The sequence below is a fragment of the Klebsiella sp. B345 genome (assembly GCF_051131735.1).
Taxonomy (GTDB): domain Bacteria; phylum Pseudomonadota; class Gammaproteobacteria; order Enterobacterales; family Enterobacteriaceae; genus Klebsiella.
In genome coordinates this window covers 2,052,424-2,066,611 of the sequence record NZ_CP180443.1, presented here as the reverse complement: position 1 = coordinate 2,066,611, position 14,188 = coordinate 2,052,424, and the positions used below count along the sequence as shown (strand labels likewise).

The 14,188-nt window shown below is 56.1% G+C and carries 16 protein-coding genes; 10 read left to right on the top strand and 6 right to left on the bottom strand.

Annotated features, from left to right (window positions below; translation table 11 throughout):
• Position 1: 1 nt before the first annotated feature.
• The 4 genes from ACMYSO_RS09595 to ACMYSO_RS09580 form a co-directional block, all read right to left on the bottom strand.
• Positions 2–346 carry an IacB protein gene (locus tag ACMYSO_RS09595; protein WP_434670312.1) on the bottom strand — a complete coding sequence of 115 codons (345 nt, stop codon included), beginning with the start codon at positions 344–346 and terminating at the stop codon, positions 2–4.
• 19 nt (positions 347–365) lie between these two features.
• Positions 366–1,532, bottom strand: coding sequence for an acyl-CoA dehydrogenase family protein (locus ACMYSO_RS09590; protein WP_434670311.1), 1,167 nt, complete (start codon positions 1,530–1,532; stop codon positions 366–368).
• 65 nt (positions 1,533–1,597) lie between these two features.
• A complete protein-coding gene (locus tag ACMYSO_RS09585) occupies positions 1,598–2,740 on the bottom strand; it encodes an amidase (protein WP_434670310.1) in 1,143 nt (380 codons plus the stop codon).
• A 356-nt stretch (positions 2,741–3,096) separates the two neighbouring features.
• Positions 3,097–3,573, bottom strand: a complete 477-nt coding sequence (locus ACMYSO_RS09580; protein WP_373876251.1) for a MarR family winged helix-turn-helix transcriptional regulator — start codon at positions 3,571–3,573, stop codon at positions 3,097–3,099.
• A 104-nt stretch (positions 3,574–3,677) separates the two neighbouring features.
• Between ACMYSO_RS09580 and ACMYSO_RS09575 the strand changes: the two genes are divergently transcribed.
• Complete coding sequence (locus ACMYSO_RS09575) at positions 3,678–4,637, top strand: nickel/cobalt transporter (RefSeq protein WP_434670780.1); 960 nt, start codon at positions 3,678–3,680, stop codon at positions 4,635–4,637.
• Here the strand turns inward: ACMYSO_RS09575 and ACMYSO_RS09570 are convergent.
• Positions 4,634–5,140: a MarR family winged helix-turn-helix transcriptional regulator gene (locus ACMYSO_RS09570; protein WP_434670309.1), complete on the bottom strand. Its 507-nt coding sequence runs from the start codon at positions 5,138–5,140 to the stop codon at positions 4,634–4,636. The two genes, ACMYSO_RS09575 and ACMYSO_RS09570, sit on opposite strands and share 4 nt — an antisense overlap.
• 81 nt (positions 5,141–5,221) lie before the next feature.
• Between ACMYSO_RS09570 and ACMYSO_RS09565 the strand changes: the two genes are divergently transcribed.
• The gene (locus ACMYSO_RS09565) at positions 5,222–6,094 is read left to right on the top strand and encodes an EamA family transporter (protein ID WP_434670308.1); all 873 of its coding nucleotides are present in this window, start codon (positions 5,222–5,224) and stop codon (positions 6,092–6,094) included.
• Positions 6,095–6,189: 95 nt separating this feature from the next.
• On the opposite strand, the gene ACMYSO_RS09560 is transcribed toward ACMYSO_RS09565, so the two are convergent.
• Positions 6,190–6,402, bottom strand: coding sequence for a YdgH/BhsA/McbA-like domain containing protein (locus ACMYSO_RS09560; protein WP_015585822.1), 213 nt, complete (start codon positions 6,400–6,402; stop codon positions 6,190–6,192).
• Positions 6,403–6,767: 365 nt separating this feature from the next.
• Here ACMYSO_RS09560 and ACMYSO_RS09555 point away from each other — a divergent pair, with 365 nt between their 5' ends.
• The 8 genes from ACMYSO_RS09555 (at position 6,768) to ACMYSO_RS09520 (ending at position 14,188) form a co-directional block, all read left to right on the top strand.
• Positions 6,768–7,094, top strand: coding sequence for an antibiotic biosynthesis monooxygenase family protein (locus ACMYSO_RS09555; protein WP_434670307.1), 327 nt, complete (start codon positions 6,768–6,770; stop codon positions 7,092–7,094).
• The gene (locus tag ACMYSO_RS09550) at positions 7,087–7,473 is read left to right on the top strand and encodes an amino acid-binding protein (RefSeq protein WP_434670306.1); all 387 of its coding nucleotides are present in this window, start codon (positions 7,087–7,089) and stop codon (positions 7,471–7,473) included. Before ACMYSO_RS09555 ends, ACMYSO_RS09550 begins: the two co-directional genes overlap by 8 nt.
• Positions 7,474–7,482: 9 nt before the next feature.
• Entirely contained in the window at positions 7,483–8,181 is a 699-nt protein-coding gene (locus ACMYSO_RS09545; protein ID WP_434670305.1) for an ArsR/SmtB family transcription factor, read from the top strand.
• 453 nt (positions 8,182–8,634) lie between these two features.
• Positions 8,635–9,243, top strand: a complete 609-nt coding sequence (locus ACMYSO_RS09540) for a fimbrial protein (protein WP_434670304.1) — start codon at positions 8,635–8,637, stop codon at positions 9,241–9,243.
• A 97-nt stretch (positions 9,244–9,340) separates the two neighbouring features.
• Complete coding sequence (locus ACMYSO_RS09535) at positions 9,341–10,042, top strand: fimbrial biogenesis chaperone (RefSeq protein ID WP_434583210.1); 702 nt, start codon at positions 9,341–9,343, stop codon at positions 10,040–10,042.
• An 11-nt stretch (positions 10,043–10,053) separates the two neighbouring features.
• Complete coding sequence (locus ACMYSO_RS09530; protein WP_434670303.1) at positions 10,054–12,540, top strand: fimbria/pilus outer membrane usher protein; 2,487 nt, start codon at positions 10,054–10,056, stop codon at positions 12,538–12,540.
• A complete protein-coding gene (locus tag ACMYSO_RS09525; protein ID WP_434670302.1) occupies positions 12,531–13,523 on the top strand; it encodes a fimbrial protein in 993 nt (330 codons plus the stop codon). The genes ACMYSO_RS09530 and ACMYSO_RS09525 overlap by 10 nt, the downstream gene beginning before the upstream one ends.
• Before the next feature lie 77 nt (positions 13,524–13,600).
• Positions 13,601–14,188 carry a fimbrial protein gene (locus ACMYSO_RS09520; protein WP_434670779.1) on the top strand — a complete coding sequence of 196 codons (588 nt, stop codon included), beginning with the start codon at positions 13,601–13,603 and terminating at the stop codon, positions 14,186–14,188.

The window sequence follows — 14,188 nt, the reverse complement described above, 5'->3', positions numbered from 1 at the left end:
GTCAGGCCTGGATAATTAATTCACGCCCGGTGCGGGCCTCGACTTTGCAATATTTCCATAGCCGGTCCGGTCCGCCGCCAACCTGCACGCTGCGGAACAGATTGCAGGCGGCGGTGACGGCGTCAAAATCGCGGGCGTCGGCGAGGACATAGGTGGTCCACGGCCAGCCGGTAGACGGCCCGACCATTACCCGATCGTCATCCATATTACCGATGACCTGGATACCGTCGGTGTTTTCAATCCCTATCATCATTTCACCAAACGCGGACCAGACCTGCTTGCCGACCTCCGGGGTGGCATCGAAAAAGTTCTGATTTACGCCAATACAAAATAGAACACGGATCATCGTCATACTCCTTAAAGGGTTATAAATAGCCGGGCAGCGGCGAGTGGCCGAAGAACATATTTCCGGCATTGATGTAAGTGAGTTCGCCCATAAAGGCATGTTGGGTGATCACCATCGAATCGCGGGCATAGCGCTGCAGCGGGCTACGCATGGCGACGCCTGGCATGCCGGCCAGCTTCAGCGCGCGGGTGGTCACGGAAGACGCGACGCGGGTGATATGCGTCGATGACAGCCGCAGGGCGTTGATCATCTCCTCGGCAGGGGTATCACCGCGTAAAATAGCCTGCCAGACATCATCGATGGCATCGTAGAACCAGCAGCGGGCCGAGCGCAGCTCCGCTTCACAATGGGCGATTTCCATCTGTGCGAACTGACGGTCGGCCAGGCACGGAGCGCCGGTGACCGAACTCTGGCGCTCGGCGATGGCATAGATCTCACTGAGCGCGGCCCGGGCGATGCCCAGCGCCACCACCGAGAGCACCTGCGTTGCCAGCGACAGGACCGGGTAGCGGTAAAGTGCGCCGTCCAGATTGAGTTCGCCGCCGCGAATAAAGGTCCACTCTTCCGGGACAAATGCCTCTTTGAGCACCACGTCGTGGCTGCCGGTGCCTGCCAGACCGACGGTATTCCATACCGGGTCGATGGTGAAGCGGTCGGCAGGAAGCACCGCGATACGCGGCAGCGGACGGGCAGAGCCGTCATCCGGCAGGATGCCCACGCCGATAAGCTCTGCGCCGGTGCAGCCGCTGGCGAAGCTCCAGCGGCCGCTGACCTGGAATCCACCGTCCTGAGCGATGGCTTTTTGCGGAGGGAAAATCCCGCCGGCAAAAACCACATCCGGACCATGACGATAAATTTCATCCAGCGTGCTTAAGGGCAGGCCGCCGAGATAAAAAGGGTTCATGCCAAAGCTGGCGACCCAACCGGCGGAGCCGTCGGCGCTGGCGATGGTTTCAATCAACTGGCAAAATTCGGCGGGGGATATTTCATCGCCACCATATTGTGCCGGGACTAATGCACGATAAACGCCAATCTTTTTAAAACGCGCAATAATATCGGCAGAGATATATCGCTGTTGTTCAAATTCCTCGCTGCGCGATTTTAATTCGCCGAGTAATTCGGTTAATTCACTATTTGTTGCGTGCAGGGTCTTTTCCGCACGCAGCGATGCCGACGGGTTTAACATATGACTTAGCCCCTTCCAGTTAAAGAGAGTGAATTGTTTTTATTATTATTAGTTTGCGAGTCTGATTATTGTAAATTTGCCATTAACGTTTCGGCAAAATAGAGTAAATCGAATTCTTTATTTTTCCGGCCGACGATTTGCAAGGCCACCGGGCGTTGATTTATTTCTCCGATGGGGAGCGTCAGTGCCGGATGACCGCTGAGATTAAACGGACGCACCAGCCGGGTCAGGTTCACCACGTTCAGCGGGTCGGCGGCTTCGGCCAGCGTCGGCGGGAAGGCTGGCAGGGTCGGCAGTAAAATCACCGGCGTGCGGGCCAGTTGGGCATCAACGGCCTGGCTGAAGGCCCGGCGCACATCTTCTGCGGCCTGACGCTGGGCCGGGCTAACGTCCGCACCCGCGCGGATGCGCACGGCCACATCCTGGGCCAGCAGCGGGGAGTCAACGATGCTATGAAACGCCTGCCAGTTCTCCTGGCTGATGATCGTCAGACCGGCCTGGTGGGCGTCGGCAAAGCCCGGCAGCGTGGTATCCGCCGCAAAGATCCCTGACTGCGCCAGGCGTGCGAGGATCAACTGTTCAATCTCGGCTGTCGCTAGCCCGGAGAGAAAGGCGGTGGCCGGTCGGGCCGGGGCGGCAGGGGCGCGTTCGCCCAGCACGCTTTCCAGCACCGGTCGCAGGGTTGCTACGTCGCGACTGAAGAAACCAACGCAGTCCAGCGAGCTGTCGGCGGGCATCACTCCCTGGCGACTCACGCGGCCCCAGGTCGGTTTCAGGCCCACGACGCCACAACAGGCTGCCGGCATGCGTACTGAACCGCCGGTGTCGGTGCCAATCGAAAAATCGACCTCGCCTGCAGCCACCACGGTAGCGGAACCGCTCGACGATCCGCCGGGGATCAGCGCCGGATAGTGCGGGTTGACCGGCGTTCCGCTCCAGCTGTTGATGCCGGTGACGCCAAAGGCCAGCTCGTGCAGGGTGGTTTTCCCGCGCAGCTGATAGCCGTTATCCAGCAACTGCTGAACTACCCGGGCGTGGGCTTCAGCCGCCGGTACATTCTGTCGCACCGGGCTGCCGGCCTGGGTGGCGTGGTCGGCGATATCGATGGTGTCTTTGACCGCAAACGTCACTTCTCCGGCGCCCAGCGTAAAGCGCGAGATAAATCCGCAAGGCGCGGATGTCATGTCTGAGCGATGTTCATTAGCCATGGTTCATTTATCCGTTTAACGATACTGAGCGAAGTGATATGGGCATAAAACGTACAGCGTCGAACTTGAGATAATCTTGTCATTAAAACTTGAAAGTTCAAGTAATTTGTAACGTATTTTTCACATGGAATTTGATGATATGAATTTTTATAAATAAAAAATAATTTTTAATTTATTGTTTTTATGGTTATTATTGGGTGGTTATATTTTAATCTCTTGAGGGGGGTCACAAAAAAACAGCGCAAAATATAAGTTAATAAAATGATAAAAACTGTGCGAAAAACGCAGGGTAAACGGGATGAACGACAATACCCTTTTTGATATAAAGGTTATTGTCGCGTCGTCAGTGAGGGGGGTTAGTCGTTGAGATTGTGGAGCAGCAGGGACAGCACGTGGTTCATTTTCTTTTCCTGAGCGGGCGTGATGCCTTTAAATGCCCTGGCGAACACTTTTTTGCTCAGTATCTGGGCCTCGGCGACCTTCGCCTGGCCGGCGGGCGTTAGCTCTGCTTCCGTGACGCGGCCATCGCTGGCGCTGATATGGGTGGTCAGCAGTCCGTCATCGCGCAGGCGCCCCACAATTTTGGTGACGGTGGGCATTTTACTGACGGCATACTCCGTAATACGGGAGATGCTGGCTCTGTGATACTGATGGACCAGCATCAGCACCCGGAAACGGGAAAGATCGATGTCGATTTTTTTTAATTCGATTTCCATCAACTGCGTATACTTTGCATACACGTTGACCACCCAGAAGAAGGGAAACTCTTCTTTATGGAAGCGGCTCTCGTGGCTGTCGGGGTGTTCAGAGGTGTTATTTTGCTCCACAAGCATCTCCTTGCCTGACGACGGTAGAATGGCTGATGGTATGCGTAATCGGCGGGCATTGCAAAATGCAATCTACGCCTACTGAGGTAGGCTCTTAATGGTTAAAAATGATGACAACTCGCATTCTGACGCGTGACTGGCGTCTTCTTTCGCTGGGGCTGCCGGTGCTGGCGCTGCTGTGGGCCGGGGTGGCGCTCCATGCGCACTGGGGCGCATTCCTGCAATGGTGCCTGGCAACTCAAATTACTCTGCATCGCTATCTGGTGATGTATCTTTTGCAGCTCAATAACCATGAGTACAGCGGCGGGATGTGGCTGCTGGGCGGGGCGTTTCTGTACGGTGCACTCCACGCGGTCGGGCCCGGGCACGGCAAATTTATCGTCACCACCTATCTCAGCACCAACCAGGAGAGCCTGGTGGCGGCGCGGGTGGTACCGTTTCTCGGCAGCCTGATGCAGGGAGTGAGCGCTATTCTGTTTGTCTTTATCCTGGCGGTAGGGCTGAATCTGGCCTCTGGCGATCTCAGTACCAGCCGCTGGTATGTGGAGAAAATTAGCGCCCTGATGATCGGGGCGTTTGGCGCCTTTGTTATCTATCAAACCCTCAGGGGCCTGCGGCCGCGGAAGATGACTATCCGGGTGGCGACCCCGCTGCATCAGCACGACGAGCATTGCGGCTGCGGCCATCACGGCGTCGGGCGCGACCTGACCCAGGTTGACTGGAAAACCCGGCTTGGTGTGGTGCTGGCGATCGGTGCCAGACCGTGCAGCGGGGCAATCATGATCCTGCTGTTTTCTAACGCCCTGGGGATTGTCAGCTGGGGCATTGCCGCAGTCATGACGATGTCGCTGGGGACCGCATTATCGATTCTTGGCCTCTCGCTGGCGGTACGCTACGCGCGTGAACGGGCGGTCAGTCTGTTTGGCGGAGGCGATGAGCGTCGCCTCACGTGGCTGGTCCCGACGGTAAAAATTATCGGCGGAGTGATCCTGATGTTATTCGCCTGCGTGCTGTTTTTAACCGTGATCCCGATGAGCGCGAACGGCGACTATATCGCCGCCGGCTGCTAGCGGGTTTCCAGCAAACGCATCAACAGCGCCAGCGACTGATCCAGCTGCTGGCGCTGGGCGGTGGTCAATCCGGCCAGCAGCTGGCGTTCGTTTTCCACGTGGGTTTCTACCGCACTATCGATCCGCTCGCGCCCTTCAGGCGTCAGGGCAACCAGCATGCTTCGCGCATCGTTCGGGTCAGCTAACCGGCTGATAAAGCCTCTTTTCTCAAGCGCTTTCAGACGATGGGTCATGGTGCCGGAGGTGATCATCAGCGTCGAAAAAAGCTGGGTGGGAGAGAGGATAAATGGCGCGCCGGCCCGGCGCAGCGTTGCCAGCATGTCAAACTCCCAGCGCACCAGATCGTGGCGAATAAAAGCGGCTTCTATTTGCGGCTCCAGCAGCATGGCGCAGCGCTTCAGGCGCCCGATCGGCCCCATCGGGCTGCAATCGAGATCCGGGCGCTCCCGTTTCCACTGTTCAAGAATACGATCTACGGCGTCAGCCGGGCGGGACTTGTCCAATTGTGCTCACTTATCTTGATATCAAGACATTTATCGATACATACTTTAGCGACCAACTTACCTTGAAGTGAAGATAAAATCATGCGCTTTCTCTCGCAGTCTCCCGTTGTCGATTTACTGTTGACCGCCCTGGCTCCGGCTATCTGGGGAACAACCTATATTGTGACCTCGCAGTTTTTGCCGCCGGACCGCCCCTTTATCGCGGCACTGCTGCGGGTGCTGCCAGCTGGCGTAGCGCTGCTGATCTGGTGTCGGCGTTTTCCACGACGTGGGGAGTGGTGGAAGCTGATTGTCACCGGGATCCTCAATATTGGCGCATTTCAGGCGCTGCTGTTTATTGCCGCCTACCGTCTGCCCGGAGGGCTGGCCGCGGTGATTGGCGCCATACAGCCGCTGCTGGTGATGCTGCTGGCATGGTGTGTCGACCGACAGCGTTCGCCGTGGCTGGCGGTGGTCTCGGCGTGCAGCGGCATTATCGGCATGGCGTTGTTGCTGCTGTCGCCGGACGTTGTACTGGATCCGCTGGGGATCCTGGCGGCATTCGCCGGGGCGGTGAGTATGGCGCTGGGTACCTGGCTGTCGCGGCGTTGGGCGATATCACTGCCGGTAGTGGCATTAACGGGCTGGCAACTACTGATTGGCGGCGTGGTGCTGGCTCCGGTGGCGTGGTGGGTGGATCCGCCGTTGCAGCAGGTGACAATGACCCAGGCCGCCGGCTACCTGTGGTTGTGCGTAGCCGGGGCAATGCTGGCTTACGGGTTATGGTTTCGGGGGATTAGCCGTCTGCCTTCGGTCGCGGTATCGGCATTAAGTCTGCTGAGCCCGGTGACGGCTGTATTATTAGGCTGGGTTTTTCTCGGACAGAAAATTGAGGGGCTGGCGCTGCTGGGATTGGTCGTGGTGCTGGTGAGCGTGCTGACTATCCAGCGCGCACTCACAAAAAAAGCCCCATAAAGGGGCCCGACATTGCTGCATGGTGCTTGTGCGGTGGGAACCAAACGGGCCGCCTTTCGGCGGCCAGTCTGGCAGCTCCCTCTGCAACCATTCTCTTATTTAGACAGTTCGGCGGTCATATGAACCTGATTACCGGTATAGGCTTCGGTAATGTGGTAAGACGCGCCTTGATCTTTAGCGATAGTGGCAATTTTTGCTTCTGCGCTGTCCAGGGTGTCTGCAGTGACGCTGACCGGGTGCTGGGCAAAGCTTGCGAAAGAAACCAGGGAGAGCATACCGGCAGCGGCAAGTAATTTTACGTTTTTCATGGTGTGTATCCTTTTAACTTTTTAGGTGGAAAGCGTTGTGCTTTCGATGGGTTTATAATAAGCCTGCTAACTATAACCAGCGTTGCAAAAAGTGCGATTTAGATCACACTTTTGTGCCATCTTGATGACGATCAGGTGACGTTTTGGATCTTGTATCCATCAAAAACAATGGGTTAGTTACTGGCTTGTGAACCCGGTGAATTAAAAAAAAGTAGTGCTGATACCATTATTTTTTGAAATGTACGGCGATGTCGCGTCTTCCTGGCTGGTTAAAAGAGGGCCGGGGATACTTCGCTGGCCGGCGAAGCATCGGGTGAGCGGGAGCATTACAGTGGCGTCATCACTGACAGTAGAAGGACGACACAATGATCGCGGTACTCTTTGAAGCCGATGTCACCCCGGCAAAACAGGCGCGTTACCTGGCCCTGGCAGCGGAACTGAAACCGTTGCTTAGCACGATTGATGGCTTTATCAGCATTGAACGTTTTCAAAGCCTGACAACGGAGGGGAAAATTCTTTCCCTCTCCTGGTGGCGTGATGAACAAGCGGTGCTGGCATGGAAACAGAATCTCTGCCACCAGGCGGCCCAGCAGGAGGGCAAGGCAGATATCTTTTCCGCCTGGCAGATTCGCATTGCGCAGGTTATTCGCGCCTATGGCTCGGCCAACCGGGAGGAGCGCGGTGATGTATGATGTTCATGTGATCCTGCCCAATATGCCTGGCCAGCTGGCGAAGCTCGGGCAAACGCTGGGAAAACAGGGCGTGGGGCTGGAAGGGGGCGGCGTGTTTACCTGCGGCAATCAATGCCATGCCCATTTTCTGGTGGTTGAAGGCGAACGGGCCAGAGCGGTGCTGGAGCAGGCGGGGATCCCGGTCGCGGGCGTTTGCCAGCCGCTTATCCGCAGGCTAAAACAGGAACAACCCGGCGAACTGGGGGCGATAGCGCAGGCGCTGGCTGAGCAGGGAATCAATATCCTGACCCAGTACAGCGATCATGCCAATCGCCTGATTCTGGTGACCGATAACTTTTCACTGGCGCAGGACGTGACGCGTGCCTGGGCCATCACCTGATGAGGCACTATGTTAAAACCGGCCAACACGATTGCTGATGATGAGTCACTGGCGGAGGCCATCACCGCGCTGGCTGCCGCCATGGCCGACGCCTCGCGCATGAAAATGCTCTGCGCCTTAATGGATGGTCGGGCGTGGACCGCCACGGAGCTGTCGACGGTTGCTGAGGTTTCTGCCTCAACCGCCAGCGCCCACCTTAACCGGCTGGTCACCAGCCAGCTGCTGGTGTGCCTGGCGCAGGGGCGCCACCGTTATTACCGGCTGGCGAGTGCCGATGTGGCCGCACTGCTGGAAAACATGATGGTCATGGCTGGCAAACACGCGACGCCGCTCACCACCCGCACCCCGGTGAATTTGCGTACGGCGCGAACCTGCTACGATCATCTGGCGGGCGAAGTGGCGGTCGGGCTCTATGATTTCTTATTGCGCGAAGCGTGGATCACGCCGGATGGCGAGGCGCTGACGGCAACCGGAGAGGTGCAGTTTGCACGTTTAGGGGTGATCTTGCCGGCCGGGAGGCGCAGGGTATGCTGCGCCTGTCTGGACTGGAGCGAGCGGCGTTTTCACCCCGGAGGCGCCGTGGGAGCGGCGTTATTGCGCCATGGTCAGCTCCACGGCTGGTTTGTGGTCACCCCAGGATTTCGCCAGGTGACGATCGGCCCGAAAGGCAAGCAGGCACTGCGTCAGCACTTTCAACTGCTGCTGTAGACACATCGCGCAGGGGGTATTTGACGCGACTGATGACCCCTGCGTTTATTATTAAGAATATTCACGATAGCCAGGAAATAGCATTGTTTGTCATGATATTCCCTCCTCGATATATATCTATTGCGCCTTTTCCTTTTCAATGTAAATAACTTGTTGTTTGTTTTTGGCTATTGTTATGGTTTTATCAATAGTCAAAACTTATCGTCCATGGGATGTAACAAGTTATAAGCAAATGTATATTTGTTGCCGATAAATAGCATTCTTTGACGCCGATAGCATTACCGAACGCCATCAATTGTGTTCGTGTCCTGACGCCTTAAATATTGCGGCTTCCGGTCAGTCGAAGTTTCTATTCACAGTTGCACAAGTGAGCATCGCATAACGCTTCTGACTTTTGTGCAGATTTACTGCTGGTTTTATTGATATAAAACTCACTCTGACAAGGAAATGGCAATGAAAAAGGTTCTTCTCTCTGCAGCAATAGCGACTGCATTTTTTGGTATGACTGCGGCAAATGCGGCTGATACCAATGTTGGTGGTGGCCAGGTTAATTTCTTCGGTAAAGTGACCGATGTATCCTGCACCGTTTCTGTTAACGGCCAGGGCAGCGATGCTAACGTTTACCTGTCTCCGGTGACGCTGACTGAAGTTAAAGCGGCCGCTGCGGATACCTACCTGAAACCAAAATCTTTCACCATCGACGTCAGCAACTGCCAATCCGCGAGCAACGAGAAGCTGGATGAAGTCAGCAAACTGGGCGTGAACTGGACCGGCGGTAACCTGCTGGCTGGCGCGGCAGGCAAACAAGTCGGCTACCTGGCGAACACCGAAGCAGCAGGTGCGAAAAACATTCAGCTGGTTCTGTCCACCGATGACAGCAGCACCCTGACTAATAAAATCATCCCGGGTGACGCGACTCAGCCGAAAGCCACCGCTGATGAATCCGCAGTTCAGGACGGCGCGCGCTTCACTTACTTCGTGGGTTACGCGACCAATACCCCGGATACCGTGACCACTGGTGTCGTTAACAGCTACGCGACCTACGAAATTACTTATCAGTAATTCTCGCCAGAAAATAAAACCGTCGGTTACACCGGCGGTTTAAAACAATAATAAAGCGGCGATTGCTGCCGCTTATTTTTTTTCTTCTGAGGTCAGCATGAAGCATATTGTCCTTTTTTTCTGTTTCATTTTTAGTATTGCGGCTCATGCCAACAATATTATCGTCAATGGCACCCGCTTTATTTACCCAGGAAATGAAAAAGAAATAACGGTTCAGCTTTCTAATACCGCCGACCGTCCGGCCCTGGCGCAAGCCTGGCTGGATAACGGTAATGCCGACGCCACGCCGGATACCATTACCACGCCATTTATTATTACCCCGCCGATTTCACGCGTTGACGCGAAAAGCGGGCAGACCTTACGCATTAAGCTGGGGAGCGCTGCCGGGCTGGCACAGAATAAAGAGACGCTGTGGTGGCTGAATCTGCTCGAGATCCCGCCGGTGGTTGCCAACCAGAAAAATGAAGGCGACAACATCCTTCAGCTGGCGATCCGTTCGCGCTTCAAATTTATCTATCGTCCTGTCGGACTGGGCAACCGCGACGCCGCGCCAGAGCAACTGACGCTGACCGCGAATGGCAGCAGCCTGGCAGTTAACAACCCGACGCCGTTTTATCTCACCATCAGCCGTATTTCCCGCGAGGGCGGTAAAGCCCTGAACAGCAAAACGGTGATGCTGGCGCCGCAGTCAAGCCAGACCGTAGCGCTCTCTGGCGCCGTGAACCGTGGCGAGACCCTGACGCTCAACAATATCAATGACTATGGCGCAGATGTGGCGGTGAAAGTCGCGGTTAAATAAGGGATTCGATCATGACGCAGAGGTCTATCTGCCCGGGAAGATTAAGCACGGCGATCGCGATGGCGCTGTTCTGCTTCCCGCCATTTTCCAGCGGACAGGAAAACCCGGGAACGGTATACCAGTTTAATGATGGTTTTATCGTTGGCAGCCGGGAAAAGGTCGATTTGTCCCGCTTCTCCGCCAGTGCCATTACGGAAGGGACCTATTCGCTCGACGTTTACACCAATAACGAGTGGAAGGGGCGCTATGAGCTCAACGTCACCCGTGACAAAGAGGGCAACCTCGGGATCTGCTACACCCGCGAGATGCTCGAGCGTTACGGCATTTCGGCAGAAAAACTCAACCCGCAGCTGAGCAAGCAGGCAGGCTTTTGTGGCCGTCTGCAGGCGTGGTATGACGACGCTTCCGTCAAAGACAATCTGATCCAGTCCGCCCTGCGACTGGAGATTACCGTCCCGCAGATCTTTCAGGATCAGCGTCTGAAAAACTTTGTCAGTCCGGAATTCTGGGATAAGGGCATTGCCGCGCTGAATCTCGGCTGGATGGCGAATACCTGGACCAGCCATACCTCGGCGGCCAACGGTTCGGATAACAGCAGCGCCTATCTTGGTATCAATGCCGGTCTGTCCTGGGACGGCTGGCTGTTCAAGCATATCGGCAACCTCAACTGGCAACAGCAGCAGGGGAAGGCCCACTGGAACAGCAACCAGACCTACCTCCAGCGGCCGATCCCGCAGATTAATTCGATCGTCAGCGGCGGGCAGATTTTCACTAACGGTGAATTCTTCGACACCATTGGCCTGCGTGGGGTCAACCTGGCGACCGATGACAATATGTTCCCGGACGGCATGCGCTCCTACGCCCCGGAAATCCGCGGCGTGGCGCAAAGCAACGCGCTGGTAACCGTGCGCCAGGGCAACAACATTATTTATCAGACCTCGGTGCCGCCGGGGCCGTTTACGTTGCAGGATGTCTATCCTTCCGGCTACGGCAGCGATCTTGATGTCACGGTCAAAGAGGCCGATGGGTCGGTGCAGGTCTTCAGTGTCCCTTACGCTTCGGTCGCGCAGCTGCTGCGACCGGGCATGACCCGCTATGCGTTGTCAGCCGGTAAGGTCGATGATAATTCGTTGCGGAATAAACCGATGCTCTATCAGGCCACCTGGCAACGTGGTCTGAGCAACCTGTTTACCGGCTATACCGGCGTGACCGGTTTTGATGACTATCAGGCCTTTCTGCTGGGGGCCGGGATGAATACCGGTATCGGTGCGCTGTCGCTGGATGTCACCCAGTCGCGCTTGAAGAGCGACACCCTGGATGAGAAGGGGCAGAGCTATCGGGCCACTTTTAACCGGATGTTTACCGAGACCCAGACCAGTATCGTCCTGGCGGCCTATCGCTACTCTACTAAAGGCTATTACAACCTCAACGACGCGCTGTACACCATCGATCAAGAAAAGAACCGTAACCGTAACTACACCCTGTGGCGGCAGAAAAACGGCATGACCTTTACCGTTAACCAGAACCTGCCGGACGGCTGGGGCGGTTTTTATCTCAGCGGTAGCGTCTCTGATTACTGGAACCGTTCGGGAACCGAGAAGCAGTATCAGCTCAACTACAACAACACGTACGGGCGTCTTTCGTGGTCCGTTGGGGCGCAGCGCGTCTACACGCCGGATAACAGTGGGCATCGTCGTGACGATCGCGTCTCGCTGAACTTTAGCTACCCGTTATGGTTTGGCGAGAACCGTACCGCCAACCTGACCTCGAATACTTCGTTCAACAACTCGCGCTTTGGCAGCTCGCAGATTGGCATTAATGGCGCGCTGGATCGCGAAAATAACCTTAACTACGGCATCTCAACCACCACGGCTACCGGAGGGCAGCATGATGTGGCCCTGAACGGCAGCTACCGCACGCCATGGACCACCCTCAACGGCAGCTACAGCCAGGGCGAGGGCTACCGCCAGAGCGGACTCGGGGCCAGCGGGACATTGATTGCCCATCGCCATGGCGTGGTGTTCTCGCCGGAAAGTGGTAGCACCATGGCGCTGATTGAAGCCAAAGATGCCGCTGGCGCGATGCTGCCGGGGTCGCCGGGCACCCGTGTTGACAGTAATGGCTACGCTATTTTGCCGTATCTGCGCCCGTACCGGATTAACTCGGTAGAGATCGACCCGAAAGGGAGTCAGGAAGATATCGCGTTTGCGCGTACCGTGGCACAGGTTGTCCCGTGGGAAGGCAGCGTAGTGAAGGTGTCGTTCGCGACCACGGTGCAGAACAGCATCACGCTTCTGGCACGACAGTCGAATCATCAACCGCTGCCGTTCGCCGCCACCATTCTTGACCCGTCAGGAAAGGATATTGGTGTGGTAGGTCAGGGCAGCATGATGTTTATCAATGATGCCAGCGTTAAGCGCGTCACGGTGAAGTGGAGCGACGGACAATGTTCGGTGGATCTGGGTCAGGCAAAAACAAAGGAAACGGTATGTCGCTGAGTAAACGACTGATCATGGCGGCTGGCTTGCTTGCCCTCGGTACATCAACGGTGTGGGCGGACTGTTCGCGCCGTTCGGCCAGTACGGTGCAGTTTGATATGACTCTGGGACGCGTGGTGGTGTCGCCAGACCTGCCGGTCGGTGCGGTTATCGTCAAACAGGACTGGACCATGCCGGGCGGCAATGGCGTTAGCTACTACTGCACCAATAACAATACCTTTAAGGCCGACATTGTGGCCGCCGGCGTGCATGATCTGGGAAACAAGGTCTACTCCACCAACGTGCCGGGTATCGGCATGCGTTTTAGCCGTGGCGGTTCGACGGTGAATATTGTTTATCCCGGTAGTTACACCTCCAACGGTGGGCGGGGGACTAACTATACGCTGGAGGGCTCACGTTTTACCCTGGAGCTTATCAAGACTGCCGCAGTCACCGGCAGCGGGACGTTGGCGGCAGGAAAATATACCTCTTATGACTGGGAAAGAGGCAATAACCCGATCCTGGAAACCTACCTGAGCGCCAACGCGATCACCATCGTCTCCCCTTCCTGTACGGTGGTGGGCGGTAAGAATATGAACGTTGAGGTGGGCAGCATTAAACGCAGCGATCTGAAAGGGGTTGGCACCACCGCTGGCGGTCGTGATTTTAATATTGAACTGCAGTGCAGCGGCGGGTTAAGCGACACGGGATTCGCCAATATTCAGACCTCGTTCTCCGGCACGCTGGCGACCAGCACCACCCTCAAGCAGGGAGCATTGCTGAACGAAAAAAGCGGTAGCTCAGCAGCGAAAGGGGTCGGTATTCAGGTGCTGCGGGAGGGCGTGCCGCTGGAGTTTAACAAAAAGTACAGCATCGGCTCTCTACGTAATCAGGAGACGCGTTACTTTACGCAAGCTTATCATGCGCGCTTTTACCAGTATTTGCCGACTACCAGTACCGGCGAGGTGGAGTCGCATATGATCTTTAACCTGACATACGATTAATTCGGGAGGCCGGGATGAAGGATTATGAATGGGTTACCCGCAGCAAACAATGTCTGAGACTGGCGGTGGCAGGCAGCATGATTGTCACGTCGTCGGTCTACGGGTTTATGCCGGAATACGATAACGGACGAGTCGACTTTGCCGGGCGGGTGACGGATATTTCCTGCAGCGTGGCGCTTAACGGCGGCCATAATGCCGGCAGTGGCAACGTCTGGCTGGCGCCGGTGAGCCTGGCTGAGGTCCACGCGCGTGGTGCCGGAGCATTGATGAAACCGCAATCTTTCACTCTTGAGTTGTCGAACTGTCAACTACGTCACGATGGCGGCGCGGCGGATAGCCATGAGATCCGCTCGGTGAATGTGCGTTGGGTTGATGGATTTATGCTGACGGCGGCGGCCAACGAAAACGCCGGCTATCTGGCTAATATGCTGCCGGACGGGGCGCGAAATATCTATCTGGCGCTATCGACCAATGACAATAATACCCTCGATAAGAGCAATAAAATTGTGCCCGCAGATCCGCAGCAAAACCGGGTATCGATGGTAGAAAAATCGGTTAATGGCGGGGTATTTACTTACTATATTGGCTACGTGTCGCCGACACCGCTGCAGGCCACCAGCGGCCCGATAACCAGCTGGGCCACCTGGGAATTAGTATATAACTGA

Coding starts and splice junctions, on each gene's coding strand:
- ACMYSO_RS09585 (WP_434670310.1), bottom strand. CDS start 2,740: ATGGCTAATGAACATCGCTCAGACATGACATCCGCGCCTTGCGGATTT.
- ACMYSO_RS09590 (WP_434670311.1), bottom strand. CDS start 1,532: ATGTTAAACCCGTCGGCATCGCTGCGTGCGGAAAAGACCCTGCACGCA.
- ACMYSO_RS09525 (WP_434670302.1), top strand. CDS start 12,531: ATGTCGCTGAGTAAACGACTGATCATGGCGGCTGGCTTGCTTGCCCTC.
- ACMYSO_RS09595 (WP_434670312.1), bottom strand. CDS start 346: ATGATCCGTGTTCTATTTTGTATTGGCGTAAATCAGAACTTTTTCGAT.
- ACMYSO_RS09560 (WP_015585822.1), bottom strand. CDS start 6,402: ATGAAAAACGTAAAATTACTTGCCGCTGCCGGTATGCTCTCCCTGGTT.
- ACMYSO_RS09535 (WP_434583210.1), top strand. CDS start 9,341: ATGAAGCATATTGTCCTTTTTTTCTGTTTCATTTTTAGTATTGCGGCT.
- ACMYSO_RS09550 (WP_434670306.1), top strand. CDS start 7,087: ATGTATGATGTTCATGTGATCCTGCCCAATATGCCTGGCCAGCTGGCG.
- ACMYSO_RS09575 (WP_434670780.1), top strand. CDS start 3,678: ATGACAACTCGCATTCTGACGCGTGACTGGCGTCTTCTTTCGCTGGGG.
- ACMYSO_RS09540 (WP_434670304.1), top strand. CDS start 8,635: ATGAAAAAGGTTCTTCTCTCTGCAGCAATAGCGACTGCATTTTTTGGT.
- ACMYSO_RS09555 (WP_434670307.1), top strand. CDS start 6,768: ATGATCGCGGTACTCTTTGAAGCCGATGTCACCCCGGCAAAACAGGCG.
- ACMYSO_RS09565 (WP_434670308.1), top strand. CDS start 5,222: ATGCGCTTTCTCTCGCAGTCTCCCGTTGTCGATTTACTGTTGACCGCC.
- ACMYSO_RS09580 (WP_373876251.1), bottom strand. CDS start 3,573: ATGCTTGTGGAGCAAAATAACACCTCTGAACACCCCGACAGCCACGAG.
- ACMYSO_RS09545 (WP_434670305.1), top strand. CDS start 7,483: ATGTTAAAACCGGCCAACACGATTGCTGATGATGAGTCACTGGCGGAG.
- ACMYSO_RS09520 (WP_434670779.1), top strand. CDS start 13,601: ATGATTGTCACGTCGTCGGTCTACGGGTTTATGCCGGAATACGATAAC.
- ACMYSO_RS09530 (WP_434670303.1), top strand. CDS start 10,054: ATGACGCAGAGGTCTATCTGCCCGGGAAGATTAAGCACGGCGATCGCG.